This window comes from Stenotrophomonas sp. G106K1 (genome assembly GCF_037969685.1).
In the GTDB taxonomy this organism is placed as follows: Bacteria; Pseudomonadota; Gammaproteobacteria; order Xanthomonadales; family Xanthomonadaceae; genus Stenotrophomonas; species Stenotrophomonas lactitubi.
In genome coordinates, this window is record NZ_JBBPFR010000006.1 from 161,689 (window position 1) to 185,636 (window position 23,948).

The window sequence follows — 23,948 nt, forward strand, 5'->3', positions numbered from 1 at the left end:
CAGGGGAGGCCGCAATGTGGAGAATCCGCTTCACATTGTGACGACGATCATGAATCGGGGAGCTTGTGACGGGAGTCGAGCCGATGCAGGGTGCCAGCGTGCACAGCGGCGGGGTATCCTCGCCCGCTGACCTTTCAGCATGGTCGAGAAAGCAGGCAGAGAACGCCTTGAACATCGTCATCGTCGATGACCAGACTTCCGCACGGACGATGCTTCGTCACGTCATCGAAGACATCGCGCCGGAGCTGAGCGTGCATGACTTCGGCGACCCGTTGACCGCGTTGGCATGGTGCGAATCGTATCCGGTCGACCTGCTGCTTCTCGATTACCGCATGCCGGAGATGGACGGGCTGGAATTCGCCCGCCGCTTCCGCCGGCTGCCCAAGCATCGCGATATCCCGGTGATCCTGATCACCGTGGTCGGCGACGAGCCGATCCGGCAGGCGGCACTCGAAGCCGGCGTGATCGATTTCCTGGTCAAGCCGATCCGCCCGCGCGAGCTGCGCGCACGCTGCTACAACCTGTTGCAGTTGCGCCAGCAGACCGAGAACGTGAAGCAGCGTGCGCTGTCACTGGAGCAGCGGCTGCTGGCCAGCATGCATGAGGTGGAGGAGCGCGAGCGCGAGACGCTTTCGCGGCTGGCGCGTGCGATCGAGTTCCGTGATGCCGGCACCAGTGCCTACCTTGAACGGATGGCGCGCGTGGCCGGCTTGATCGCCGAGCAGCTGGGCCTGCCGGAAGACGACGTCAAGCTGATCGAAATGGCTGCGCCGCTGCATGACATGGGCAAGATCGCCATTCCCGATGCGGTGCTGCTCAAGCAGGGCAAGCTCAATGATGAGGAGCTGGCGATCATGCGTCGGCATCCGCGCATTGGCCATGAACTGCTCAGTGGCAGCCAGAACCGCTTCATCCAGGTTGGTGCATTGATCGCGCTGCGTCACCATGAGCGCTACGACGGCAGTGGTTATCCCGATGGCCTGGTCGGCGACGCGATTCCGCTGGAGGCGCGTATCGTCGCCGTGGCGGACGTATTCGATGCGCTGATCTCGCCACGCCCTTACAAGGAAGCGTGGACCATGGAGGCCACCATGGCCTACCTGTACGCCCAGCGTGGGCGTCTGTTCGATCCGCGTTGCGTGGATGCATTGCTGCGCGGCCGCGAACAGCTGGAACAGATCTGCGCCGAGCACTCCATCGCCTCTGCGCGGCCGGGACTGGGCGCGTGAAACGCCTGCTGTCGCGATTGCGGCTGCGCCTGTCCCAGCGACAGGACAGCGAGCACGGACAGCAGATCGTCCGCATCATCCTGATAAGTTTGATCCTGGCGTACGTGCTGCTGCCTTCGGCACGGCATGAACTGCCGCACAGCCAGTATGTCGGTGTGCTGGCGATCGTGCTGACCGGCCTGAGCCTGTCGCTGCTGTTGTTCGGCTGGCTGCTATGGCGACCGCAGCGCTCCGATCCCCGGCGCGTACTGGGCATGCTGGCCGACTACGGGCTGATCGCCGCCGGCATGATCCAGATGGGTGAGCCGCTGTCGTGGGTCTACATCGTGGTGATGTGGGTGACGGTGGGCAACGGCATGCGCTTCGGCAACCACTACCTGTATGTGGCCGTGGCAATGGCGATGGTCAGCTTCGGCAGCACCGCAGTGTCCACCCCGTACTGGCAGCAGAACACACGCCTGGCCATCGGCCTGTGGCTTGGCCTGGCGGCGGTTCCCCTGTATTTTTCCACGCTGCTGCGGCAGTTGACCGAAGCGATGGCCGAGGCGCGGCGCGCCAGCGAAGCCAAGAGTCGATTCCTGGCCAACATGAGCCACGAGTTTCGTACCCCACTCAATGGACTGAATGGCATGACAGAAGTATTGGCGACCACGCGCCTGGACGATGAGCAGCGTGAGTGCGTGAGTACCATCCAGGCGTCATCGCGCAGCCTGCTGGCGCTGGTCGAGGAAGTGCTGGACATCTCGGCGATCGAGGCCGGCAAACTGCGCGTCGTTGCCGAGGATTTCGTCCTTTCCGAAGTGATGCAGGCGATCGGCCTGATCCTGTTGCCCCAGGCCAAGGCCAAGCGCCTGGACTATCGGGTGAAGGTGGCCGAGACCGTTCCGCCGACCCTGCGCGGCGATGTCGGGCATCTGCGGCAGATCCTGCTCAACCTGGCCGGCAACGCGGTCAAGTTCACCGATCATGGCCGGGTCGAGATCCGCGTCGGCGTTGTCCATGCAGACACGCAGGGTGGGGTGCGGCTGCGCTTCGACATTCTCGATACCGGCATCGGCGTCGCACCGGCGATGCGCCCGCGTCTGTTCGAGGCCTTCGAGCAGGCCGACGTCAGCATGGCCCGTCGCCATGAAGGTACCGGCCTGGGCACGACCATCGCCAAGGGGCTGGTCGAAGCGATGGATGGCGAGATCGGGTATCTGGACAACTCGCCGCAGGGCAGCCACTTCTGGGTGGAACTGCCGTTCGCGCCACCGCAGCCGGTGGTCCCGGGAGCGGTGCCGACCCTCGCTGCGGGCGACGAAGCCGATGCTCGCGGTAATGTCATTGCGTTCGCCGACCCGTTCCTGCGCCATCGCGCGCGGGTGCGCAGCATGCAGATCCTGGTCGCCGACGACCATGAGGCCAACCGCATGGTGCTGCAGCGGCTGCTGCAGAAGGCGGGGCACAAGGTGCTGTGCGTCGATGGTGGCGAGGCGGTGCTGGATGCATTGGCCGAAAGCGAGTTCGATGCGGCCATCGTCGATCTGCACATGCCGGGCATGAGTGGCCTGGACATGCTGAAGGAGCTGCGGGTGATGCAGGCCGGTGGCGGCCCGCGCACGCCGGTGCTGGTGCTCAGCGCCGACGTCACGCCCGAAGCGATCCAGCGCTGTACCCAGGCCGGTGCACATGCGTTCCTGGCCAAGCCTGTAGTGGCCGTGCGCCTGCTGGATACCCTGGCCGAGATCGCCAACAACGCCCAGCTCAAGGCCAGTGCGCCACCGATCGTGCGCACCGTTACCAACCTCGATGGCGTGCTTGATACCGGCGTGCTGGATGAACTGGTGTCGCTGGGAATGGGCGAGGGTTTCGAGCGCGAATTCATCCGCCAGTGCCTGGACGATGCCGAATCGTGCCTGCGCAAGGCCGAAGGCGACGGCGAAGCGGCCCGCTGGAGTGCTTTCCGCGAGCAGTCGCATGCGATCAAGGGCGTGGCCAGCAACCTGGGACTGGTGCGCGCGTCCAACCGTGCCGGTGAGTTGATGCGGATGGCCGACTGGCAGCTCAAGGCCGAATGGCGGCAGCGTCTTGCGGTGCTGCAGGGGGCGATCAAGGAAGGCCGGCAGGCGCTCGATGCGCGCGCAGAACGCAAGGCGCGTGGTGTCGCTGACGACGGCGAACGCTAGCGCCGGGCCTGCCTGGCCTGTGCGGCGGATTGCACATGCTCGCGCGCCCCATAAAAAAAGCCCGGTGGCCAGCCGGGCTTGAACCCTGCGGGGGAGGGGAACGTATCAGGCCACATCCAGATTGGCGCGTCGGGTCTGCGCCTTGATCAAGCGGTCCATGGTGCGCAGCGAACGATCGCCCAGGGCCAGTGCCGAATCGACCCAGACCTTGGTGATTTCCAGCAGTTCGTCATAGCTGACCGCCTGCGCCAGATTGCGCGCGGCATTCATTGCCAGGTACGACTGCGGCAGGCGCTGCTGCTGGCGGATCATCTCTTCCACTGCACTGCGACCTTCACCTTTCCTGACCAGCACGTCGACCACGCCCATCGCGTGCATCTCCTCGGCGCTGTAGACACGGCCGTCGAGGATGATCTTTTCGGCCAGCTGCGGTGACACCCGGCGGCACAGGAACGAATAGGCGCCCATGCCCGGGAACAGGCCGAACAGCACTTCGGGCAGGCCCATGCCGCAGCCTTCCTCGGCCACGATGGTGTGGCAGGCCAGGGCCATTTCCAGGCCGCCACCCAGTGCATCGCCCTGGATCAGGGCGATCGAGCGGACGTCGCCGCCGAAGCCGGTGTGCAGGTGATGCACGCCCTCCACGCAGCGTTGGGCGTAGGTCAGCAGCAGGTCGCGGTTGCCCTCCCGGATCAGGCGGGTGAACAGATCCAGGTCACCGCCCAGATTGTAGGCGGCGGCGTCGGAGGCCAGCACGAAATGGCGCAGCTGGCCGCTGTGGCGCTGCGCCGGGCTGCGGGTGATGGCGCTCATGTAGCTCCACATCTCGTCCAGCATGTCCTTGCGGCAGCAGGGACGCACGCCGGTGGAGGCGTCGGCGTGCATGAACAGCCAGTGGGCGGCGCCGTCGGCGCTGTCCTGGGTGCGGATGGTGGCATAGGGCGAGCCGCTGCTGGGCAGCTTTTCGATGGTACTCATGGAAGGGTCCTCGGCGGTGCGGCCCGCAGATCAAGGTGGTGGCCGGCGGGCCGAACGGTCCACTCACGCGGCGATGCTACACCGGCCCCGGGCCCGCGCATGCGAAAAGGCCCGGGTCGTTGCCGACCCGGGCCTGAGCGCGTTCAATTTTCCGCAAACCCTTACGGGGCGGGCGTATCGCGGAGTTCGCGACGCAGGATCTTGCCGACATTGGTCTTCGGCAGCTCTTTTCGGAATTCAACGATTCTGGGGTGCTTGTAGCCGGTCAGGTTGGCCCGGGCGTGTTCCTTGACCATCTCGGCGGTCAGGTTCGGGTCCTTCTTGACGATGACCACCTTGACCACCTCGCCGGACTTCTCGTCCGGTACGCCGACCGCGGCCACTTCCAGCACGCCCGGCATCATCGCGATCACGTCTTCGACTTCATTGGGGTACACGTTGAAGCCGGACACCAGGATCATGTCCTTCTTGCGGTCGACGATGTAGAAGAAGCCGTGCTCGTCCATCTTCGCCATGTCGCCGGTGTGCAGCCAGTCGTCGGCGTCGATGGCCTTGGCGGTTTCCTCCGGGCGCTGCCAGTAGCCCTTCATCACCTGCGGGCCGCGGATGCACAGTTCGCCCACTTCACCCAGCGGCAGGATGTTGCCGTTGTCGTCCTTGATGCAGGCATCGGTGGACGGAATCGGCAGGCCGATCGAGCCGTTGTACTCGGCCAGGGTAAGCGGGTTGATGCAGGCCGCCGGTGAGGTCTCGGTCAGGCCATAGGCCTCGACCAGGGTGACGCCGGTGGTCTTCTTCCAGCGCTCGGCGACCGCACGCTGCACGGCCATGCCGCCGCCCAGGGTCACCTTCAGCGAGGAGAAATCGACCGTGTCGAAGCCGGGGGTGTTGAGCAGGCCGTTGAACAGCGTGTTGACGCCGGTGATGGCAGTGAAGCGTACCGACTTGAGCTCCTTGACGAAGCCCTTCATGTCACGCGGGTTGGTGATGAGGTGGTTGCAGCCACCGAACTTCATGAAGACCAGGCCGTTCGCCGTCAACGCGAAGATGTGGTACAGCGGCAGGGCGGTGATGATCCATTCCTTGCCCGTCTCGATGCCCGATGCGCTGATCCAGGCCGAGGCCTGCTGCATGTTGGCGATCAGGTTGCGGTTGGTCAGCATCGCGCCCTTGGCCACACCGGTGGTGCCGCCGGTGTACTGCAGGAACGCCACATCGTCGTGGTCGATCTCGACCTTCGGCAGGGTGTGGCGGCTGCCCAGCCTGAGCGCCTGCTTGAAGCGGATCGCACCCTTCAGGTGGTAGTTGGGCACCATCTTCTTGACGTACTTGAGCACGAAGTTGACGATCGCGCCCTTGGCGCCGAGCAGATCGCCCAGCCCGGTGGTGATGACCTGCTTGACCTGGGTATCGGCGATGACCTGTTCGACGGTGTCGCCGAAGTTGTCCACCACCACCAGTGCGGTCACGCCGGCATCGACAAGTTGATGCTTCAGCTCGCGCGCGGTGTACAGCGGGTTGACGTTGACCACGGTCAAGCCGGCACGCAGCACGCCAAAGGTCGCCACCGGGTACTGCAGGCAGTTGGGCATCATCAGGGCGACGCGGTCGCCCTTCTTGAGCTTCAGCTCACCCAGCAGGTAAGCGGCGAACTGCTCGACCAGGGCATCGGTCTCACCGTAGGTGAGGGTCTTGCCGAAACTGGAGTAGGCCGGTCGGTCGCGGTACTTCGCGACCGAGGCGTCGAAGACCGAAACTACCGAATGGAACTCGTTGACGTCGATTTCGGCGGGAACGCCTTTCGGATAGCTCTGCAGCCAGGGACGATCCAGACTCATATTCCCCCTCCAGGAATCGTGATGATGGGTGCGGCGCGGACAGTATCCACCAGAACCGCTCTCCGCAGCATACCGTCCCGTAGGGAAAACGCGAAGAGGCGTGCGCGAGGGCCGCGGCGGTGGGTGCCGACCTTGGTCGGCACCGCATGTCCGCCGGCGCGCCCGGAGGCGTGCCCACCAAGGTGGGCACCCACCAATGGGGGACGCACGCCGGTGCGGGGCTGTTTGCGTCAGCCGCGGCTGCGCACCGGAGCGCCGTTGGCCTTGTAGTACGGCGCGGTGCTGCGCGGCAGCGGGGTGCGGCCACGGATCACATCGGCCAGCTTCTCGGCGATCATGATGGTCGGCGCGTTGAGGTTGCCGGTGACCACCTGCGGCATGATCGAGGCATCGACGATGCGCAGGGCTTGCAGGCCGTGCACGCGACCCTGGCCGTCGACCACCGCCATCGGATCATCGGCGTGGCCCATCTTGTTCGAGCACGACGGGTGGTAGGCGGTCTCGGCATGCTCGCGCACGAACGCATCGATCTGCGCGTCTGTCTGCAGCGCGCTGCCCGGCGAGATCTCGCGGCCACTGTACGGTGCCAGCGCCGGCTGCGCGAAGATCTCGCGGGTGATCCGGATCGCCGAGCGGAACTCGCGCCAGTCCTGGTCGTGCGACATGTAGTTGAACAGGATGCTGGGATCTTCGCGCGGATCCTTCGAGCGTACGTGGATGCGGCCACGGCTGGGCGAGCGCATCGAGCCGACATGCATCTGGAAGCTGTGCGCCTTGATCGGGTTGGAGCCGTTGTAATTGATCGCCACCGGCAGGAAGTGGTACTGCAGGTTGGGCCAGTCGAATTCGGCATCGCTGCGGATGAAGCCGCCCGCCTCGAACTGGTTGCTTGCGCCGATGCCGGTGCCCAGGAACAGCCATTCGGCGCCGATCGCCGGCTGGTTGTACAGCTTCAGTGCCGGGGCCAGCGAGACCGGCTTCTTGCACTCGTACTGCAGGTACATTTCCAGATGATCCTGCAGGTTGGCGCCGACGCCGGGCAGGTGATGCACCAGGTCGATGTCCAGGCTGCGCAGCAGGTCGGCCGGGCCGACGCCGGAACGCTGCAGGATCTGCGGCGAGGCGATGGCACCGCCGCACAGCAGCACTTCGCGGCGTGCGGTGGCGCGCTGCGGCTGGTCGTTGTGCAGCCACTGCACGCCCACTGCGCGCTTGCCGGAGAACAGGATGCGGTCGGTCAGCGCATGGGTGACGATGGTCAGGTTCGGGCGCGGCCTGGCCAGGTCCAGGTAGCCACGGGCGGTGCTGGAGCGACGGCCCTTCGGCGTGACCGTTCGGTCCATTGGGCCGAATCCTTCCTGCTGATAGCCGTTGAGGTCGTCGGTGCGCGGATAGCCAGCCTGTACACCGGCCTCGACCATCGCTGCGAACAGTTCGTTGTTGCCGGACTTGGGCGTGGTGACGCGCAGCGGGCCGTCGCCGCCGTGGTAGTCGTTGGCGCCGATGTCGCGGGTTTCGGCCTTGCGGAAGTACGGCAGGCAATCCAGGTAGGCCCAGTCTTCCAGGCCCGGCATGCCGGCCCAGTTGTCGTAGTCCATTGCGTTGCCGCGGATGTAGCACATGCCGTTGATCAGCGACGAACCACCCAGGCCCTTGCCACGACCGCAATCCATCCGGCGGTTGTTCATGAAGGGCTCGGGATCGGTCTTGTACGCCCAGTTGTAGCGCTTGCCCTGCAGCGGGAAGGCCAGTGCAGCGGGCATCTGGGTGCGGAAGTCGAGCCGGTAGTCCGGGCCACCGGCTTCCAGCAGCAGCACGCTGACATCGGCATCTTCGGTGAGGCGGGTGGCCAGCACGTTGCCGGCCGAACCGGCGCCGATGATGATGTAGTCGTACGCGTTATGGGTGCTCATGGTTGCTCTCCTGCAGGCCGGGCGCGCTGCATGCAGGCGTCCCGGCGGAATGTCGGATCGGCGCGGTGGCCGGACGATGGGCGGTGCTCAGGGCGCGCCGGTCAGAACACGCTGGCGTAGTCGCCCAGTTCGACCTGCACCGACTTGATGCGGGTGTAGTGGCCGAGGGTGGAGATGCCGTTCTCGCGGCCGACACCGGACTGCTTGTAACCACCCACCGGCATTTCGGCCGGCGACTCGCCCCAGGTGTTGATCCAGCAGATGCCGGCTTCCAGGCGATGGATGATGCGATGTGCGCGGCTGATGTCCTTGCTGACCACGCCTGCGGCCAGGCCGAAGGTGGTGTCGTTGGCACGGCGCACCACTTCGTCCTCGTCGTCGTAGGCGAGGATGCTCATCACCGGCCCGAAGATTTCTTCGCGGACAATCGTCATGTCATCGCGGCAGTCGGAGAACACCGTCGGCAGCACATAGGCGCCCTCGGCCAGGGCGCCGTCGGTGGCGCGACCGCCGCCGGTCAGCAGGCGCGCGCCTTCGCTCTTGCCGCTTTCGATAAAGCGCAGCACGTTTTCCATGTGCGGGAAGCTGGTCAGCGGGCCGAAGTTGGTCTCTTCAGCCATCGGGTCGCCGATGCGGATGCGCTTGACGCGCTCCACCACGGCGGCTTCAAACGCGGCCAGCATGCTGCGCGGCACGAACACGCGGGTGCCGTTGGTGCAGACCTGGCCGGAGCTGAAGAAGTTGGCCATCACCGCGATGTCGGCAGCACGGCCCAGATCGGCGTCGTCACAGATCACCAGCGGCGACTTGCCGCCCAGTTCCATGGTCACTTCCTTCAGCGACGACGACGCGGCGCTGGCCATCACCTTCTTGCCGGTGGCGACGCCGCCGGTGAAGGAGATCTTCTCGATCACCGGGTGCTCGGTCAGCCAGTTGCCGATCTCGCGGCCCGGGCCCTGCACGACGTTGAACACGCCGTCCGGCACGCCGGCTTCGGTGTAGATCTCGGCAAGCTTGATCGCGGTCAGCGGGGTCACTTCGGACGGCTTGAACACCATCGCGTTGCCGGCGGCCAGGGCCGGGGCCGACTTCCACATGGCGATCTGGATCGGGTAGTTCCAGGCGCCGATGCCGGCGACCACGCCCAGCGGCTCGCGGCGGGTATAGAAGAAGCTCGATTCGCGCAGCGGCAGCTGGATGCCTTCGATGGCGGTGGCCAGGCCGGCGTAGTACTCCAGCACGTCGGCGCCGGTGACGATGTCCACCGTGGTGGTTTCGGCCAGTGCCTTGCCGGTATCCAGGGTTTCCAGGTGGGCCAGCTCGTCATTGCGCTCACGCAGGATCTCGACGGCGCGGCGCAGGATGCGCGAGCGCTCCATCGCGGTCATCGCTGCCCACACCTTCTGGCCTTCACCGGCGCTTTCAACCGCGCGCTCGACATCGGCCTGGCTGGCGATCTGCACGTCGGCCAGCACCTGGCCGTTGGCTGGGTTGATGGTCTGGAAGGTCTTGCCACTGGTGGCATCGACGCGGCGGCCGTGGATGTAGAGCTGTTGCACGGGCAGGGTGGTCATCGGCTTGCTCCTGGAAGGGGTGGGGCGGGTTGCTGGCGCGCTCAGGGCGCGTTGGCCTGCAATTGGAAATCGATGTAGCCGTAGGCGATGCGACGCGCCTTGTCGGCGTTGAAGTCACCGCCGACCAGGCTGCCGCGCAGCCACAGGCCGTCGATCATCGCGGCCAGTCCGCGTGCGGACTGGCGTGCCTGCGCATGCGGCAACTGGCGGTTGAACTGGTGGCAGAGGTTGGAGAACAGTCGCTGGTCGTTGGCACGCTGCAACCGCGCCAGTTCCGGCTGGTGCATGCTCGCGGCCCAGAAGGTGAGCCATACACGCATGGCGGTCCCGTTGGTCTGGCTGTCGTCGAAGTTGCCATCGACGATGGCGCGAAGCTGTGAACGTGCGTCGTCGGCGGCAGCGTCGCGATAGCGGGCGACGGCGGCCTTCAGCTCGCGCAGGATCTGCCGCATCGCGGCATTGAGCAGGCCGTCCTTGTCGCCGAAGTAATGGGCAACGATGCCGCTGGACAGGCCAGCCTTCTTCGCGATGGTGGCGACGGTGGCATCGGCCATGCCGATCTCGTCGATGGTCTGGAAAGTGGCCCGGATCAGCTGCTCGCGGCGGACCGGTTCCACGCCTTTCTTCGGCATTGTCTCTCCACGGATTGCGACCCGGGATGCCGGGCTGGTGAAGATCATACTTTTTATTGATTGAACGTTCAATCAATAAACCCTACGATGCCGGTCGCGCCCCCACGCCATGGGCCCGGTTTCCGGTCCGGCCCCGCCCATGTGCCCCCCTGGACTGATGAGACGACCCCATGTCTTCCCTGGCTCATCCCAAGCGCTCGCCCCTGCGCTTGAACCGTTTCGTGTTCCTCAGTTCGTCGGTCTCCATCGGCATCCTCGGTGCGTTGACCGTGTTCTTCCCCGAGGCCAGCGAGCACTGGCTGCAATGGGCGCAGGCCGAGGTCTCGGCGGCGTTCGGCTGGTGGTACATGCTGTTGATCGTGGCCTGCCTGGGCTTCGTGCTGTGGCTGGCGTTCTCGCCGTATGGGCGCATCCGCCTGGGCCATAACGAGGAATCGCCGGCGTTCGGCTACGTGGCCTGGGTGTCGATGCTGTTCTCGGCCGGCATTGGCATCGCGCTGCTGTACTACGGCGCCTACGAGCCGCTGGACCATTTCCTCAACCCGCCGGGGCAGCCCGGCGGCACCGTCGCCGCTGGCCGCGAAGCGATGGTGCTGACCTTCCTGCACTGGGGCCTGCACGGCTGGGCGCTGTATGCGCTGGTCGGCGTGGCGCTGGGTTACTTCGCCTACCGCCGCAACCTGCCATTGGCGCTGCGTTCGGCGCTGTACCCGATCTTCGGCGAGCGCATCCATGGCCGCATCGGCGACATGGTCGATGGCTTCGGCATCCTGGCGACGCTGATCTCCATGGTCACCAACCTTGGCATTGGTGCACTGGTGGTGCAGTCCGGCCTGGTCTACCTGTTCCACATCCCGGATACGCCGCAGGTGCTGGTGGCGATCGTGCTGGTGATGATGATCGTGGCCACCATCGGCGTCGTTGCCGGCGTGGAGAAGGGCATCGCCTGGTTGTCCAACCTCAACGTGCGCCTGCTGTGCCTGCTGCTGCTGTTCGTGTTGGCGACCGGCCCGACCCTGCACCTGTTCGACGGCCTGGTGCAGAACACCGGCGACTACCTGGGCGCGTTCGTGCGCAAGAGCTTCGACATGTACCTCAATGACCCGAAGGGGCGTGAGTGGATGGGTTCGTGGACGTTGTTCTACTGGGCGTGGTGGATTGCCTGGGCGCCGTTCGTGGGCTTGTTCGTGGCGCGCATCTCGCGCGGCCGCACCATCCGCGAAGTGATCATGGGCGTGCTGTTGATCCCGCTGGGTTTCACCCTGGCGTGGCTGTCGATCTTCGGCAACACCGCCATCGACCTGGTGCTGAACCATGGCCAAGCGGTACTGGGCGAAGTGGCCCAGCACGATGCGGCGATGACGCTGTTCAAGCTGCTGGAGTATCTGCCCGCGGCGCCGTACATCGCCGGTGCGGCGGTGGTGATTGGTTTCGTGTTGTTCCTGACCCCGGTTGATTCGGGCACGCTGATGATCGCCAACCTGTGCACCCGGCGTGTCGATGATGGCGTGGAGGATGGGCATGACGCGCCGATCTGGCTGCGCGTGTTCTGGGCGGCGGGCATCACTGTGGCCAGCGTCGGCCTGCTGTTGGCCGGCAACTTCAGCGCGATGCAGACGGCGGTGGTGCTGTGCGGCCTGCCGTTCTCGTTCATCCTGGCGTTCTACATGTGGGGTCTGCTGAAGGCGCTGCGTACCGACCCGGATGCGCCTCGACGTTGAGCGGGCATCCGGTGCGTATTCCGATGCCGCCGGAGATGCAGTAGAGCCAGGCCATGCCTGGCTGCGGAGAAACAGGAAGGGCCGGATCCGCGAGGATCCGGCCCTGCTTCTTGTAGAGCCGAGCCCATGCTCGGCTGATGCTGTGGCGATGTAGCCGAGCGCGGGCTCGGCTCTACAGTTGATGCGTTACTTGCTGGCCAGCTGGCGCAGCACGTACTGCAGCAGGCCACCGTGGCGGAAGTACTCCACTTCCTTCGGGGTCAGCAGCATCACCGACACTTCGAAGGTCTTCTTCGTGCCATCGGCCTTGGTCGCGGTGACCGTGGCGCGCTTGCTGGCGCCATCCTGCAGGCCAGTGACATCAATCACTTCCGAACCATCCAGGCCCAGCGACTGTGCGTTTTCGCCGTTGCGGAACTGCAGCGGCAGCACGCCCATGCCGACCAGGTTGGAACGGTGGATGCGCTCGAAGCTCTCGGCGATGACCGCCTTCACGCCCAGCAGCAGGGTGCCCTTGGCCGCCCAGTCACGCGACGAGCCGGTGCCGTATTCCTTGCCGGCCAGCACCACCAGCGGCACCTTGTCGGCCTTGTACTTCATCGCCGCGTCGTAGATCGCCAGCTTTTCCGGCTGGCCGCCATTGGTCGGGTAGTACAGGGTGTTGCCGCCTTCTTCGCCACCGAACATCAGGTTCTTGATGCGGATGTTGGCGAAGGTGCCGCGGACCATCACGTCATCGTTGCCGCGGCGGCTGCCATAGCTGTTGAAGTCGGCCGGCTGCACGCCGCGCTCCTGCAGGAAGCGGCCCGCCGGCGAATCCTTCTTGATGTTGCCGGCCGGGGAGATATGGTCGGTGGTGATGGAATCGCCGAACAGGCCCATCACCCGCGCGCCGTGCACATCATCGATGCTGCCGACCTGCATGGTCATGCCGTCGAAGTAGGGCGGATTCTTGATGTAGGTGGACGCATCGCTCCATTCGTACAGATCACCGTCCGGCGAGGCGATGGTGTTCCAGCGGGTATCGCCCTTGAACACGTCGGCATAGTTCTGCTTGAACATTTCCGGGCCGACGGTAGCGGCGATGACGTCGCCGATTTCCTTGTTGCTCGGCCAGATGTCGCGCAGGTACACCGGCTGGCCATCGCTGCCGGTGCCCAGCGGTTCGCTGGTCAGGTCGATGTCGGTGGTACCGGCGATGGCGTAGGCCACCACCAGCGGCGGGCTGGCCAGGTAGTTCATCTTCACTTCGGGGTGCACGCGGCCCTCGAAGTTGCGGTTGCCCGACAGCACCGAGGTCACCACCAGGTCGCCACTGGCGATACCGGCGCTGACTTCGGTCGGCAGCGGACCAGAATTACCGATGCAGGTGGTGCAGCCATAGCCGACCACATAGAAGCCGATCTTTTCCAGCTCGGTGAGAACGCCGGCCTTTTCCAGATAGTCGGTGACCACGCGCGAGCCTGGGCCGAGCGAGGTCTTGACCCACGGCTTGCGGTCCAAGCCCTTGGCGGCCGCGTTGCGGGCCAGCAGGCCGGCGCCGATCATCACCGCCGGGTTGGAGGTGTTGGTACACGAGGTGATGGCGGCGATGACCACCGCGCCATCCTTCAGCCGCACCTTCCTGCCGTCCATCTCGATGTCGGCATGGCCCTTGGCCAACTGCTCGTTGCCCACTGCGGCGCCGCCGCCTTCATTGACGAAGGTGGAGACATCCTCGCTGCGCTTGTCGCGGTTGGCGGTCATGCCGACCAGCGCGTCGCGGTAGTTCTTCTGCACGTCTTCCAGCAGCACACGGTCCTGCGGGCGCTTGGGGCCGGCCAGCGAGGGCTTCACCGTGCCCATGTCCAGTTCCAGCGTGGTGCTGTACTGCGCATGCGGGCTGTTGGCGTCGTGCCACAGGCCCTGCGCCTTGGCATAGGCTTCGACCAGGGCGATCTGCTCCTCGCTGCGGCCGGACAGGCGCAGGTAGGTCAGCGATTCGTTGTCGATCGGGAAGATGCCGCAGGTGGCGCCGTATTCCGGGGCCATGTTGCCGATGGTCGCGCGGTCGGCCAGCGGCAGGTGCTGCAGGCCGTCGCCATAGAACTCGACGAACTTGCCGACCACGCCGAGCTTGCGCAGCATCTGGGTGACGGTCAGCACCAGGTCGGTGGCGGTGGCGCCTTCGGGCAGCTTGCCGGTCAGCTTGAAGCCGACCACCTGCGGAATCAGCATCGACGAGGGCTGGCCGAGCATGGCTGCTTCTGCCTCGATGCCGCCCACGCCCCAACCGAGCACGCCGATGCCATTGATCATCGTGGTGTGGCTGTCGGTGCCGAACACGGTATCTGGGTAGGCGATGGCCTTGCCATCCTTGTCCGCGGTCATCACCACGCGGGCCAGGTTCTCCAGGTTGACCTGGTGGACGATGCCGGTGTTGGGCGGCACCACCTTGAAGTTGTCGAAGGCCTTCTGGCCCCAACGCAGGAAGCCGTAGCGTTCCTGGTTGCGCTGGAACTCGATCTTGCCGTTGAGGTCCAGCGCGTCGGGCTTGCCGAACACATCCACCTGCACCGAGTGGTCGATGACCAGTTCGGAGGGGATGAGCGGATTGATCTGTTCCGGGCGGCCGCCCAGCTTGACCACTGCATCGCGCATCGCGGCCAGGTCGACCACGCAGGGCACGCCGGTGAAGTCCTGCAGCACAACGCGTGCGGGCATGAAGGCGATTTCGGTGTCGGGCTCGGCGCTGGGCTGCCAGCGGGCGACGGCTTCGATGTGATCCTTGCCGACGGTGACGCCGCCATCTTCGTGCCGGAGCAGATTCTCCAGCAGGATCTTCATCGAGTAGGGCAGGTGGGAGATGTCGAAGCGCTGGCCCAGCTTGGGCAGGCTGAAGTAGTCGTAGGTCTTGCCGCCGACGTCCAGCTGGCTGCGGGTGGAGAACGAATCGCTCATGCGGGATGACTCCTCTTGCGGATGGCTTGCAGTGGCCCGCATGGGCGGGCCTGCTTGCGGTCGCCGCGGGCCTGGTGGCCCCGGTCCTCCCAGTATGAACCCCAATCTGAATGGATTCACTCGGGCCGGGTGCCGGCCTGCGGCATCGGTTCAAGACTACAGGGGGCGGTGTATGGCGTATGTCACGTTTGTGGCCGATCCTTTGCGAGGCAAGGGCTGGCGCAGGGCCGAGCCGGTTCAGGGTGGAAGTATGCCGGGGGAAGTATGTATAATTTGTGCATACTCTGGAGGGCCTACCGATGGAAGCCACTGTTGCAGAACGCGGACAGATCACCCTGCCCAAGGCGGTGCGTGATGCTCTCGGCCTGACCAAGGGCACGCTGCTGAAGGTCGAGCTGGACGGCAGCCGGATCATCCTGCGCAAGAGTGTTGACGATGCCATTTCACGGGCGCGCGGCAAGTTCGCGCTGGACGGCTTCGAATCGTCCGACGCGGCCGTGCGTTCGGTGCGCGACGAGGACTGACCGGTGATGATCGCCGTCGATTCGCCGGTACTGGTCGAGCTGCTCAGCAATGGTCCGCAGGCCGATGCCGTGGAAGCCATCCTCCGGCAGAGCCTGGTGGGTGGCCGCGTGGTGGTCTGTGGCGCGACTTTGGCCGAGGTCTGCGCATCGCTGCGCGGCGGCGCCGAAGTGCTCGAAGCGCTGGAAGAAATGGGCGTGCATTTCAATCCGATGGAAGCCAAGTCGGCGCTACGCGCCGGCGAGATGCACCGTCGCCACCGCCAGCGCGGCGGCAGCCGCCGCAGCCTCGACGAATTCATGGTTGGCGCCCACGCCCTGCTGCAGTGCGATGGCCTGATCACCTGGAACGACACGTTTTATCGCGACTACTTCAAGGGCCTGAAGCTGATCGTGCCGCAAGCCTGAGCCCACTTTTTATTCACCTCACGCATTACCCGGGAGTTGTCATGTTGGAAGCCTACCGCCACCACGTCGCCGAGCGCGCTGCGCTTGGCATCCCGCCCCTGCCGCTGACCGCGCAGCAGACGGCCGATGTCATCGAACTGCTGAAGAACCCGCCGCAGGGCGAGGCCGAGTTCCTGCTCGACCTGCTGACCCACCGCGTGCCGGCCGGCGTCGATGACGCTGCCAAGGTCAAGGCCTCGTACCTGGCCGCGATCGCCCTGGGCAGCGAGCAGAACCCGCTGATCAGCCGTGAGCGTGCCGCCGAGCTGCTGGGCACCATGCTGGGCGGTTACAACGTCGCGCCGCTGGTGCAGCTGCTGGACGATGCCGCCATCGGCACCATCGCCGCCAACGGTCTGAAGAAAACCCTGCTGGTGTTCGATGCCTTCCACGACGTGCAGGAAAAGGCCAAGGCCGGCAACGCCAACGCCCAGGCCGTACTGCAGAGCTGGGCCGATGCCGAGTGGTTCACCAGCAACCCGGAAGTGCCGCAGAGCCTGACCGTCACCGTGTTCAAGGTGCCGGGCGAGACCAACACCGACGACCTGTCGCCGGCACCGGACGCGACCACCCGCCCGGACATCCCGATGCACGCCCTGGCGATGCTGAAAAACAAGCGCGACGACGCGCCGTTCACCCCGGAAGAAGACGGCAAGCGTGGCCCGATCCAGCAGATCCTGTCGCTGAAGGACAAGGGCCACCTGGTCGCCTATGTCGGCGACGTGGTCGGCACCGGTTCCTCGCGCAAGTCGGCCACCAACAGCGTGCTGTGGTGGACCGGCGATGACATTCCGTACATCCCGAACAAGCGCGCCGGTGGCGTCTGCCTGGGTTCGAAGATCGCCCCGATCTTCTACAACACCATGGAAGATGCCGGCGCACTGCCGATCGAGCTGGACGTGTCGAAGATGGAGCACGGCGATGTGGTCGAGCTGCGTCCGTACGAAGGCAAGGCGCTGAAGAACGGCGAAGTGATCGCCGAATTCCAGGTCAAGTCCGAAGTGCTGTTCGACGAAGTGCGCGCCGGTGGCCGCATTCCGCTGATCATCGGCCGTGGCCTGACCGGCAAGGCGCGTGAAGCGCTGGGCCTGGCCCCGACCGATCTGTTCCGCCTGCCGGTGCAGCCGGCCGACACCGGCAAGGGCTTCTCGCTGGCGCAGAAGATGGTTGGCCGCGCCTGTGGCCTGCCGGAAGGCCAGGGCATGCGCCCGGGCACCTACTGCGAACCGAAGATGACCTCGGTGGGCTCGCAGGACACCACCGGCCCGATGACCCGCGACGAGCTGAAGGACCTGGCCTGCCTGGGCTTCTCGGCCGACCTGGTGATGCAGTCGTTCTGCCACACCGCAGCCTACCCGAAGCCGGTGGACGTCAAGACCCACCACACCCTGCCGGAGTTCATCTCCACCCGTGGCGGCATCTCGCTGCGTCCGGGCGACGGCGTGATCCACAGCTGGCTCAACCGCATGCTGCTGCCGGACACCGTCGGTACCGGCGGCGACTCGCACACCCGTTTCCCGGTGGGCATTTCGTTCCCGGCCGGTTCGGGCCTGGTCGCCTTCGCCGCTGCCACCGGCGTCATGCCGCTGGACATGCCGGAGTCGGTGCTGGTGCGCTTCAAGGGCAAGATGCAGCCGGGCGTGACCCTGCGTGACCTGGTCAACGCGATCCCGCTGTACGCGATCAAGTCGGGCCTGCTGACCGTGGCCAAGGCTGGCAAGAAGAACATCTTCTCCGGCCGCATCCTGGAAATCGAAGGCCTGCCGGAACTGAAGGTCGAACAGGCGTTCGAACTGTCCGACGCCTCGGCCGAACGTTCGGCCGCAGGCTGCTCGGTGCGCCTGAACAAGGAACCGATCATCGAGTACCTGACCAGCAACATCACGCTGCTGAAGTGGATGATTGCCGAGGGTTACCAGGATCCGCGTTCGCTGCAGCGTCGCATCGAGAAGATGGAAGCATGGCTGGCCAACCCGGAGCTGCTGGAGCCGGATGCCGACGCCGAGTACGCGGCCGTCATCGAGATCGACCTGGCCGACATCCACGAGCCGATCGTGGCCTGCCCGAACGATCCGGACGACGTGAAGACCCTGTCCGAAGTCGCCGGTGCCAAGATCGACGAAGTGTTCATCGGTTCGTGCATGACCAACATCGGTCACTTCCGCGCCGCTGCGAAGCTGCTGGAAGGCAAGCGCGACCTGCCGACCCGCCTGTGGGTGGCTCCGCCGACCAAGATGGACGCTTCGGAGCTGACCAAGGAAGGCGTGTACGGCACCTTCGGTGCGACCGGTGCACGCATGGAAATGCCGGGCTGCTCGCTGTGCATGGGCAACCAGGCGCAGATCCGCGAAGGCTCCACCGCGATGTCGACCTCGACCCGCAACTTCCCGAACCGCCTGGGCCGCAACACCAACGTGTACCTGGGTTCGGCGGAACTGGCGGCGATCTGCTCGCGCCTGGGCCGCATCCCGACCAAGGAAGAGTACATGGCCGATGTGGGCGTGATCGCCGCCAGCGGTGCGGAAATCTACCGTTACATGAACTTCGACCAGATCGAGGAATACCAGGACGTGGCCAACACGGTCGCCGCCTGAGGGTAGTGCCGGCCGCTGGCCGGCATCCAGCTGAAACGAAGAACCCCCGGTGAACGCCGGGGGTTTTTTGTTGTGCGGATGATGCCTGGTAGTGCCGGCCCCATGCCCGCACACGCGGGAGGTCAAGAACGTTGCCGGCCAGCGGCCGGCACTACCGGGGCGTCAGGCCTGGGTGACGGCGGCCGCTTCCTCGGTCACGGCCGGCGCGTCCGTCGGCAGCTCCGGTTCCGCGGCCGTTTCCGGCAACACGCCGTGGTCGGGGAACAGGCGCGGCAGTTCGGCGACGAAGCGGACCATGCAGGCTTCGGCGAACTCACGCGATGCGGCTTTCGCCTTGGCATAGTCATCGGCCTGCCATTCCTGCAGCGGGGCAACCCGTGCTTCATCCTGGCAGTGCACGCCCTGGCCGCCACTGGCGCTGCGGAACAGCTTGCGCACCAGCGGGAAGCCGATGGTTACATCGTGGCGCAGCTCATACGGGGTCTCTGCGTCGCTGAGCTTCTGGTACACCAGCGACCACTGACCGGCGCTGGCCTCCACGGTACGCTCGTCGCTGGGAATGGCGCCGGGATGCGCTGCGAAATAGAGCGCCAGCTGCTCACGAATCATGCCCGGCAATGCACCGTAGGCCGGGCTGGGCACGGATTGAATGTCGTCGCCACGGACGTTGTTCTTGCTGAAGCTGTTGCTGGTGCCGATGTCACCCACACCGGTGACGAACGCCAAGGCAGACAGCCCGACCTTGGCCGCGGTGACGGCAGCAGTGTCGGCGCGCATTACCAGGCGCAGGACAGGGTCGCCCACGCGATTGCCGTTGGGCCCAAGCCCCAGGCCGGAGGTGACCTTCACCCGTTGCAGGCTGCTGAGATCGGTGGCGGGCGCCGGAGCCGCTGCAACATTCTCGGCGGCGGGTGCGGCCACGGTTGCCGCTGCTTCATCAACGGATACAGCAGCCGTGGACGCAGCGTCCGATGCCTCTGGCGCCGGTGCGGCATTCGCCGCCGGATCGGGCGTTGCCTCGGTCTCGGCTACGGCGGCGGCGACAGGTGCGGGCGCTTCGTCGATGGCGTGGGCCGACGGAGCCAGCAGCAGGCAGGCCGCGATCGCGGCGGTGAGGCAGGTTGGGCGTAATGCCACGGTGGTACTCCTTGGGGAAAAATGATGGAGGCGCGCGCTGCGACTCACTGCGCCACGAATTCCTTGATCGGGAACGCCTTGCAGTGGCTCACCGCAGTGGCGATGTCGAGCGGAGCATCGGCGGCGGCATTGCGGCGCTGGTTCACTGACGCCGCTTCCTCCCACAGGCTGGGCAACACCTGCGGTGCATCCAGCACGCGTTGGCGAACGGCATCGTGCAGGACGCTGCTGTAGTCCGTGGCCGGTACCACCACGCACAGGCGAGTGCCGGGATTGCCGCTGGCCTGCTGCAGCATCTGCTGCAGTGCCTCGCTGCTGCCCGCATCGTCGCTCAGCTGCTTCGGCGCGCTGCCTTGGTTGGCATCCTGGATCTGCAGCTGGCCGGGGTTGAACAGCAGCACCTGCATGTCCTGGCGCGGCTCGATGCGGACCGGCGCGCGGGTGCCCTCACAGATGGTCGGGGTCGCCCGTGCCTGCTGCGGGGTCATGCTGCCGTCGGCATGCACCTGGCGGATATGCAGCCGACAGATCTTGTCGGCCACTTCAAATTCCACCTCGTAATCCTGGCCGGGCCTGGCCACGAACTGGCCCGACAGCTTGCCGTCGCAGTACAGGCGACTGCTTGCGTCGAAATGTGCCTCGAAGATCAGCGGCTTGCCACCGGGTACTTCGTATTCCTGGTAGCTGAGCATGGAGAACCGCTCGTTCTCCTTGCTGCGCAGGGTTTCCGTGACGGGGATGCCGAGCACGCCCTTGTCGCCGGCGTTGTTGTACTTGACGTCGATCCTGTCGCGGTAGTCTTCGCGGCAGGCGGCATCGGTGTACAGGGTGGTGGTCCGCCCCAGGGCGGCGTAGACGCGCACGCGTGCCGGTGGCACGACGCCGTCAGCGTAGGCGCTGACATCTTCAGCGGCCAACGGGCGCGGGTACATCGCGGGGATTCTCTTGACCAGCTTTTCGATGCATTTCATCGTGATCATCTGCGCGGCCGCCTTGAGCCGCGCGTAATCATTGGCTTGCCATGCGTCCAGAGTCGCCCGGTTGTCGCTGTCATTGCAGCTGATGATTTCCGCCAGCGTGCCGTCGGCACGGCGCTGCTGGATGGTGCTGGAGTGATTGAGGCAGTAGAGGGGATCCTTCCGCGTATTGCCCTGGTGCACCAGGGCCCATCTGTCCGCACTGAAGCGCAGGGTGCTGGCTTGGTTGGGCACAGCATCGGGGACGTGCCTGAAGTAGCCGCCCACCAGTGCCTTGGCCACCGACGGCATGAGGGTGATGGCGGGGCTGGCCTGGCTCTCGACGATGCTGCCGGGCAGGGTGTTGCGCCGGAAGTAGTCCGGCTCATTGCCGCTGAAGAGCAGTGCCAGTCCCTTCGGGGTGAGCGCCTCGCTGTCATCGGGGGTAACGATGCGCAGTGCTACATCCGGTGCGTGGACACGCTGCGATCCGGTATCCGGACCGCTCTGGATCTGGACCCGCTCGGTCCACGGTGCAACACCGTCCGTGACGGCGGCAGCGGCAGGGGTGGCCTGCGGCGATGGCGGCAGCCCGCCAGCGGCAGCCGTCAGTGCGACCAGCAGGGCGGTCGCCAGCAGGGATGATTGAATGCGGAAGGTACGCTGGGCCATCGTCAAGCTCCTTGAAAATCAAAACAGCCACGCCGACCCTTCCGGGGCCGGCGTCTGGAATACAGGGTGAGGCGGTGCGATGCGGTGGACGGTCAGCCGCGGGCCAGCGCCAGCAGCCGTTCGGTAATGCGCTCCAACGGCACCTGTTCCTCGGCCGCACCGAGCTTGAACGCGGCACCGGGCATGCCCCAGACCACGCTGGTGGCCTCGTCCTGCACCAGCGTCGGCGCACCGGCCTGGCGCATTTCCAGCAGGCCACGTGCGCCGTCATCGCCCATGCCGGTGAGGATGGCGCCGATGGCATTGCCGCCGGCGGCCTGCGCCACCGAACGGAACAGCACGTCCACGGCCGGCTTGTGCCGGTTCACCGCCGGGCCGTCGTCGACCCGGCAGCGCCAGCGCGCACCGTCGCGAATGATCCGCAGGTGCTTGCCGCCGGGAGGCAGGTAAGCGTGGCCGGGCAGCACTGCTTCGCCATCGCTGGCTTCGCGTACGGCCATCGCCGAGTGGCGGTCCAGGCGCTCGGCGAAGGCGGTGCTGAAACTGGCGGGCAGGTGCTGGGTCATCACCACTGCGGGACCGTCGGCGGGCATGCCTTCCAGCACCACGCGCAGTGCTTCGGTGCCGCCGGCCGACGAGCCGATGGCGATCAGGCGGTCGGTGGTGCGGAACTGCGTTGCTGCCGGACGCACGGCAGGGGCGGCGTCCAGCGTGAGTTTCGGTGTGGCAACGCGTACCAGCGGGCGCACCCGTGAGCGCGCGGCCATCTTCACCTTGGCGATGATTTCATCGGCATAGGCCTGCAGGCCACGGGCTACATCAAGCTTGGGCTTGGAGACGAAGTCCACCGCGCCCAGACCGAGCGCCTGCAGGGTGGTATCGGCACCGCGCTCGGTCAGCGACGAGATCATCACCACCGGCAGCGGGTGCAGGCGCATCAGGTTTTCAAGGAACGCCAGGCCGTCCATGCGTGGCATTTCCACGTCCAGGGTGATCACGTCCGGAGCCAGGCGCTTGATCTTCTCGCGCGCCAGCAGCGGGTCGGCCGCGGTGCCGACCACGTCGATGGCCGGATCGCTGGACAGGATTTCGGTGAGCATCTGCCGCACGACGGCGGAATCGTCGACGATCAGGACCCGGCAGGGGGCGTTGCCGGTCAGGGTCATTCGAACAGCTCCACGCCACCGGTGACCGGGGCCTTGGACAGGCGTGCGCGCACCGCCGATTCGGTCGCGGCCACTTCGGCTTCGTGGGCGTGCGGCAGGCGCTGCACGACGACGCGGCCGGTATCGGCGAAGAACCAGATCTTGCGCGGGTGGATGCCGCACAGGTCCTCGGCGAGGATCGGGATGTGTTCGGCCTGCAGGTACTGGCGCACGAACTCGGCGTTGCGCGTGCCTACCGGATTGCTGGTGAAGCCCTTCAGCACGTTGGCGCCGCCGAATACCTTCGCCTCGATGCGCTTGCGATGTGCGCCACGCTTGAGCATGTCGTTGATCAGCAGTTCCATCGCGTAGCTGCCATAGCGCGCCGGCGCGCCGTCGCCAGCGTTGCCCTCGGGCAGCAGGAAATGGTTCATGCCACCGATCTTCAGCACCGGGTCGCGCAGGCACGCGGCCACGCACGAGCCCAGCGTCGTGGTCAGCGCGGTGGTGTCATCCACCACCAGGTACTGGGTCGGCAGCAGCTTGGCGGCGAGAGTCTTGAAGCGTGCGTCCTGGTAGCGCATCACATCGTCGGTGCGCAGCGATGCATTCATGCGCGGGCTCCCTGCGCGCGTCGGTACAGGGTACGGCCGCAGGGCTGGATCAGATCGGCAGCGTGCAGGTAGTTCTCCGAGTGGCCGGTGTAGAGCAGACCGTCGTCGGCCAGATGATTGACCAAGCGGCCAAGAATCGCGCGCTGGGTCGGCTTGTCGAAGTAGATCATTACGTTTCGGCAGAACAGCGCATCGAACGGGCCGCCGACGTCGTAGCGCGGTGCCAGCAGGTTCAACGGGCGGAACTCGATCAGCTCGCGCAGCGCCGGCAGCACGCGGCACTGGCCTTCATTGGGACCACTGCCGCGCTGGAAGTAGCGGCGACGCAGGTCCGGATCGAGGCCGGCGACGCGGTCGATGTTGTAGACACCGCGCCCGGCGGTGGCCAGCACCTGGGTATCGACGTCGGTGGCGACAATGCGCACCGGCGGCTTCAGGGTGCCGAACGCTTCGCAGGCGGTGATCGCCATCGAGTAGGGCTCTTCACCGGTGGAGGCGGCGCACGACCACAGCAGCAGCGAGCCGCGCCCGTTGCGCTGCTGCAGTTCCTCGCGCAGCTTGTCGAAATGGTGCGGCTCGCGGAAGAACGCGGTGAGATTGGTGGTCAGCGCATTGGTGAATGCCTGCCACTCGTCACCATCGCCCTGTTCCAGGTGGTCCAGGTACTGCTGGAAGCTGCGCATGCCCAGCGTGCGCAGGCGGCGCGACAGGCGTCCGTACACCATGTCACGCTTGGCCGGGGCGAGGGCAATGCCCACGCGCTGGTAGATCAGGTCGCAGACGCGGCGGAAATCACGGTCGGCGAACTCGAATTCGCGCGTACCGCTGACGATGGGGGTAGGGCTCTGCACGGGTGACGTGTCCATCGG

17 protein-coding genes are annotated in these 23,948 nt (G+C 65.9%); 6 read left to right on the top strand and 11 right to left on the bottom strand.

Going from position 1 to position 23,948, the window contains the following annotated elements:
• Window positions 1–83 precede the first annotated feature (83 nt).
• On the top strand, window positions 84–1,229 hold the full coding sequence (locus WKB25_RS08415) for a two-component system response regulator (RefSeq protein WP_089240946.1): 1,146 nt from the start codon (window positions 84–86) through the stop codon (window positions 1,227–1,229).
• A complete protein-coding gene (locus WKB25_RS08420) occupies window positions 1,226–3,397 on the top strand; it encodes a response regulator (RefSeq protein WP_340569955.1) in 2,172 nt (723 codons plus the stop codon). The genes WKB25_RS08415 and WKB25_RS08420 overlap by 4 nt, the downstream gene beginning before the upstream one ends.
• 105 nt (window positions 3,398–3,502) lie before the next feature.
• Here the strand turns inward: WKB25_RS08420 and WKB25_RS08425 are convergent, their stop codons facing one another.
• From WKB25_RS08425 to betI, 5 genes are all read right to left on the bottom strand, one after another.
• A complete protein-coding gene (locus WKB25_RS08425; protein ID WP_340569956.1) occupies window positions 3,503–4,375 on the bottom strand; it encodes a crotonase/enoyl-CoA hydratase family protein in 873 nt (290 codons plus the stop codon).
• A 161-nt stretch (window positions 4,376–4,536) separates the two neighbouring features.
• Window positions 4,537–6,213 carry a long-chain fatty acid--CoA ligase gene (locus WKB25_RS08430; protein ID WP_340569957.1) on the bottom strand — a complete coding sequence of 559 codons (1,677 nt, stop codon included), beginning with the start codon at window positions 6,211–6,213 and terminating at the stop codon, window positions 4,537–4,539.
• Window positions 6,214–6,443: 230 nt separating this feature from the next.
• Window positions 6,444–8,126 (bottom strand): choline dehydrogenase, encoded by a 1,683-nt coding sequence (gene betA / locus WKB25_RS08435; RefSeq protein ID WP_340569959.1) that lies wholly within the window; start codon window positions 8,124–8,126, stop codon window positions 6,444–6,446.
• 101 nt (window positions 8,127–8,227) lie between these two features.
• Window positions 8,228–9,700 carry a betaine-aldehyde dehydrogenase gene (gene betB, locus WKB25_RS08440; protein WP_340569960.1) on the bottom strand — a complete coding sequence of 491 codons (1,473 nt, stop codon included), beginning with the start codon at window positions 9,698–9,700 and terminating at the stop codon, window positions 8,228–8,230.
• Window positions 9,701–9,741: 41 nt separating this feature from the next.
• The gene (gene betI, locus WKB25_RS08445) at window positions 9,742–10,332 is read right to left on the bottom strand and encodes a transcriptional regulator BetI (RefSeq protein WP_340569961.1); all 591 of its coding nucleotides are present in this window, start codon (window positions 10,330–10,332) and stop codon (window positions 9,742–9,744) included.
• Between the two features lie 170 nt (window positions 10,333–10,502).
• Here betI and WKB25_RS08450 point away from each other — a divergent pair, with 170 nt between their 5' ends.
• Window positions 10,503–12,053: a BCCT family transporter gene (locus WKB25_RS08450; RefSeq protein ID WP_340569963.1), complete on the top strand. Its 1,551-nt coding sequence runs from the start codon at window positions 10,503–10,505 to the stop codon at window positions 12,051–12,053.
• A 186-nt stretch (window positions 12,054–12,239) separates the two neighbouring features.
• Here the strand turns inward: WKB25_RS08450 and acnA are convergent, their stop codons facing one another.
• Window positions 12,240–14,993, bottom strand: coding sequence for an aconitate hydratase AcnA (gene acnA / locus WKB25_RS08455; RefSeq protein WP_340569964.1), 2,754 nt, complete (start codon window positions 14,991–14,993; stop codon window positions 12,240–12,242).
• Window positions 14,994–15,292: 299 nt separating this feature from the next.
• Between acnA and WKB25_RS08460 the strand changes: the two genes are divergently transcribed.
• From WKB25_RS08460 to acnB, 3 genes are read left to right on the top strand one after another with little or no spacing between them, the layout of a single operon-like run.
• Entirely contained in the window at window positions 15,293–15,517 is a 225-nt protein-coding gene (locus WKB25_RS08460) for an AbrB/MazE/SpoVT family DNA-binding domain-containing protein (protein WP_008268694.1), read from the top strand.
• Between the two features lie 6 nt (window positions 15,518–15,523).
• Complete coding sequence (locus WKB25_RS08465; RefSeq protein WP_005409506.1) at window positions 15,524–15,922, top strand: type II toxin-antitoxin system VapC family toxin; 399 nt, start codon at window positions 15,524–15,526, stop codon at window positions 15,920–15,922.
• A 41-nt stretch (window positions 15,923–15,963) separates the two neighbouring features.
• Window positions 15,964–18,555 carry a bifunctional aconitate hydratase 2/2-methylisocitrate dehydratase gene (gene acnB, locus WKB25_RS08470; protein WP_340569966.1) on the top strand — a complete coding sequence of 864 codons (2,592 nt, stop codon included), beginning with the start codon at window positions 15,964–15,966 and terminating at the stop codon, window positions 18,553–18,555.
• A 162-nt stretch (window positions 18,556–18,717) separates the two neighbouring features.
• Here acnB and WKB25_RS08475 read toward each other — a convergent pair whose 3' ends face one another.
• From WKB25_RS08475 to WKB25_RS08495, 5 genes are all read right to left on the bottom strand, one after another.
• The gene (locus tag WKB25_RS08475) at window positions 18,718–19,692 is read right to left on the bottom strand and encodes a hypothetical protein (RefSeq protein ID WP_340569967.1); all 975 of its coding nucleotides are present in this window, start codon (window positions 19,690–19,692) and stop codon (window positions 18,718–18,720) included.
• Window positions 19,693–19,736: 44 nt separating this feature from the next.
• Entirely contained in the window at window positions 19,737–21,320 is a 1,584-nt protein-coding gene (locus WKB25_RS08480; RefSeq protein WP_340569969.1) for a hypothetical protein, read from the bottom strand.
• A gap of 92 nt (window positions 21,321–21,412) precedes the next feature.
• Window positions 21,413–22,486, bottom strand: coding sequence for a chemotaxis response regulator protein-glutamate methylesterase (locus WKB25_RS08485; RefSeq protein ID WP_340569970.1), 1,074 nt, complete (start codon window positions 22,484–22,486; stop codon window positions 21,413–21,415).
• The gene (gene cheD, locus WKB25_RS08490; RefSeq protein WP_340569971.1) at window positions 22,483–23,079 is read right to left on the bottom strand and encodes a chemoreceptor glutamine deamidase CheD; all 597 of its coding nucleotides are present in this window, start codon (window positions 23,077–23,079) and stop codon (window positions 22,483–22,485) included. The genes WKB25_RS08485 and cheD overlap by 4 nt, the downstream gene beginning before the upstream one ends.
• Window positions 23,076–23,945: a CheR family methyltransferase gene (locus tag WKB25_RS08495; protein WP_340569972.1), complete on the bottom strand. Its 870-nt coding sequence runs from the start codon at window positions 23,943–23,945 to the stop codon at window positions 23,076–23,078. Before WKB25_RS08495 ends, cheD begins: the two co-directional genes overlap by 4 nt.
• Between the last annotated feature and the right edge of the window lie 3 nt (window positions 23,946–23,948).

Coding starts and splice junctions, on each gene's coding strand:
- acnA (WP_340569964.1), bottom strand. CDS start 14,993: ATGAGCGATTCGTTCTCCACCCGCAGCCAGCTGGACGTCGGCGGCAAG.
- betA (WP_340569959.1), bottom strand. CDS start 8,126: ATGAGCACCCATAACGCGTACGACTACATCATCATCGGCGCCGGTTCG.
- WKB25_RS08460 (WP_008268694.1), top strand. CDS start 15,293: ATGGAAGCCACTGTTGCAGAACGCGGACAGATCACCCTGCCCAAGGCG.
- WKB25_RS08430 (WP_340569957.1), bottom strand. CDS start 6,213: ATGAGTCTGGATCGTCCCTGGCTGCAGAGCTATCCGAAAGGCGTTCCC.
- WKB25_RS08425 (WP_340569956.1), bottom strand. CDS start 4,375: ATGAGTACCATCGAAAAGCTGCCCAGCAGCGGCTCGCCCTATGCCACC.
- WKB25_RS08450 (WP_340569963.1), top strand. CDS start 10,503: ATGTCTTCCCTGGCTCATCCCAAGCGCTCGCCCCTGCGCTTGAACCGT.
- WKB25_RS08480 (WP_340569969.1), bottom strand. CDS start 21,320: ATGGCCCAGCGTACCTTCCGCATTCAATCATCCCTGCTGGCGACCGCC.
- WKB25_RS08465 (WP_005409506.1), top strand. CDS start 15,524: ATGATCGCCGTCGATTCGCCGGTACTGGTCGAGCTGCTCAGCAATGGT.
- WKB25_RS08485 (WP_340569970.1), bottom strand. CDS start 22,486: ATGACCCTGACCGGCAACGCCCCCTGCCGGGTCCTGATCGTCGACGAT.
- WKB25_RS08495 (WP_340569972.1), bottom strand. CDS start 23,945: ATGGACACGTCACCCGTGCAGAGCCCTACCCCCATCGTCAGCGGTACG.
- cheD (WP_340569971.1), bottom strand. CDS start 23,079: ATGAATGCATCGCTGCGCACCGACGATGTGATGCGCTACCAGGACGCA.
- betB (WP_340569960.1), bottom strand. CDS start 9,700: ATGACCACCCTGCCCGTGCAACAGCTCTACATCCACGGCCGCCGCGTC.
- acnB (WP_340569966.1), top strand. CDS start 15,964: ATGTTGGAAGCCTACCGCCACCACGTCGCCGAGCGCGCTGCGCTTGGC.
- betI (WP_340569961.1), bottom strand. CDS start 10,332: ATGCCGAAGAAAGGCGTGGAACCGGTCCGCCGCGAGCAGCTGATCCGG.
- WKB25_RS08415 (WP_089240946.1), top strand. CDS start 84: ATGCAGGGTGCCAGCGTGCACAGCGGCGGGGTATCCTCGCCCGCTGAC.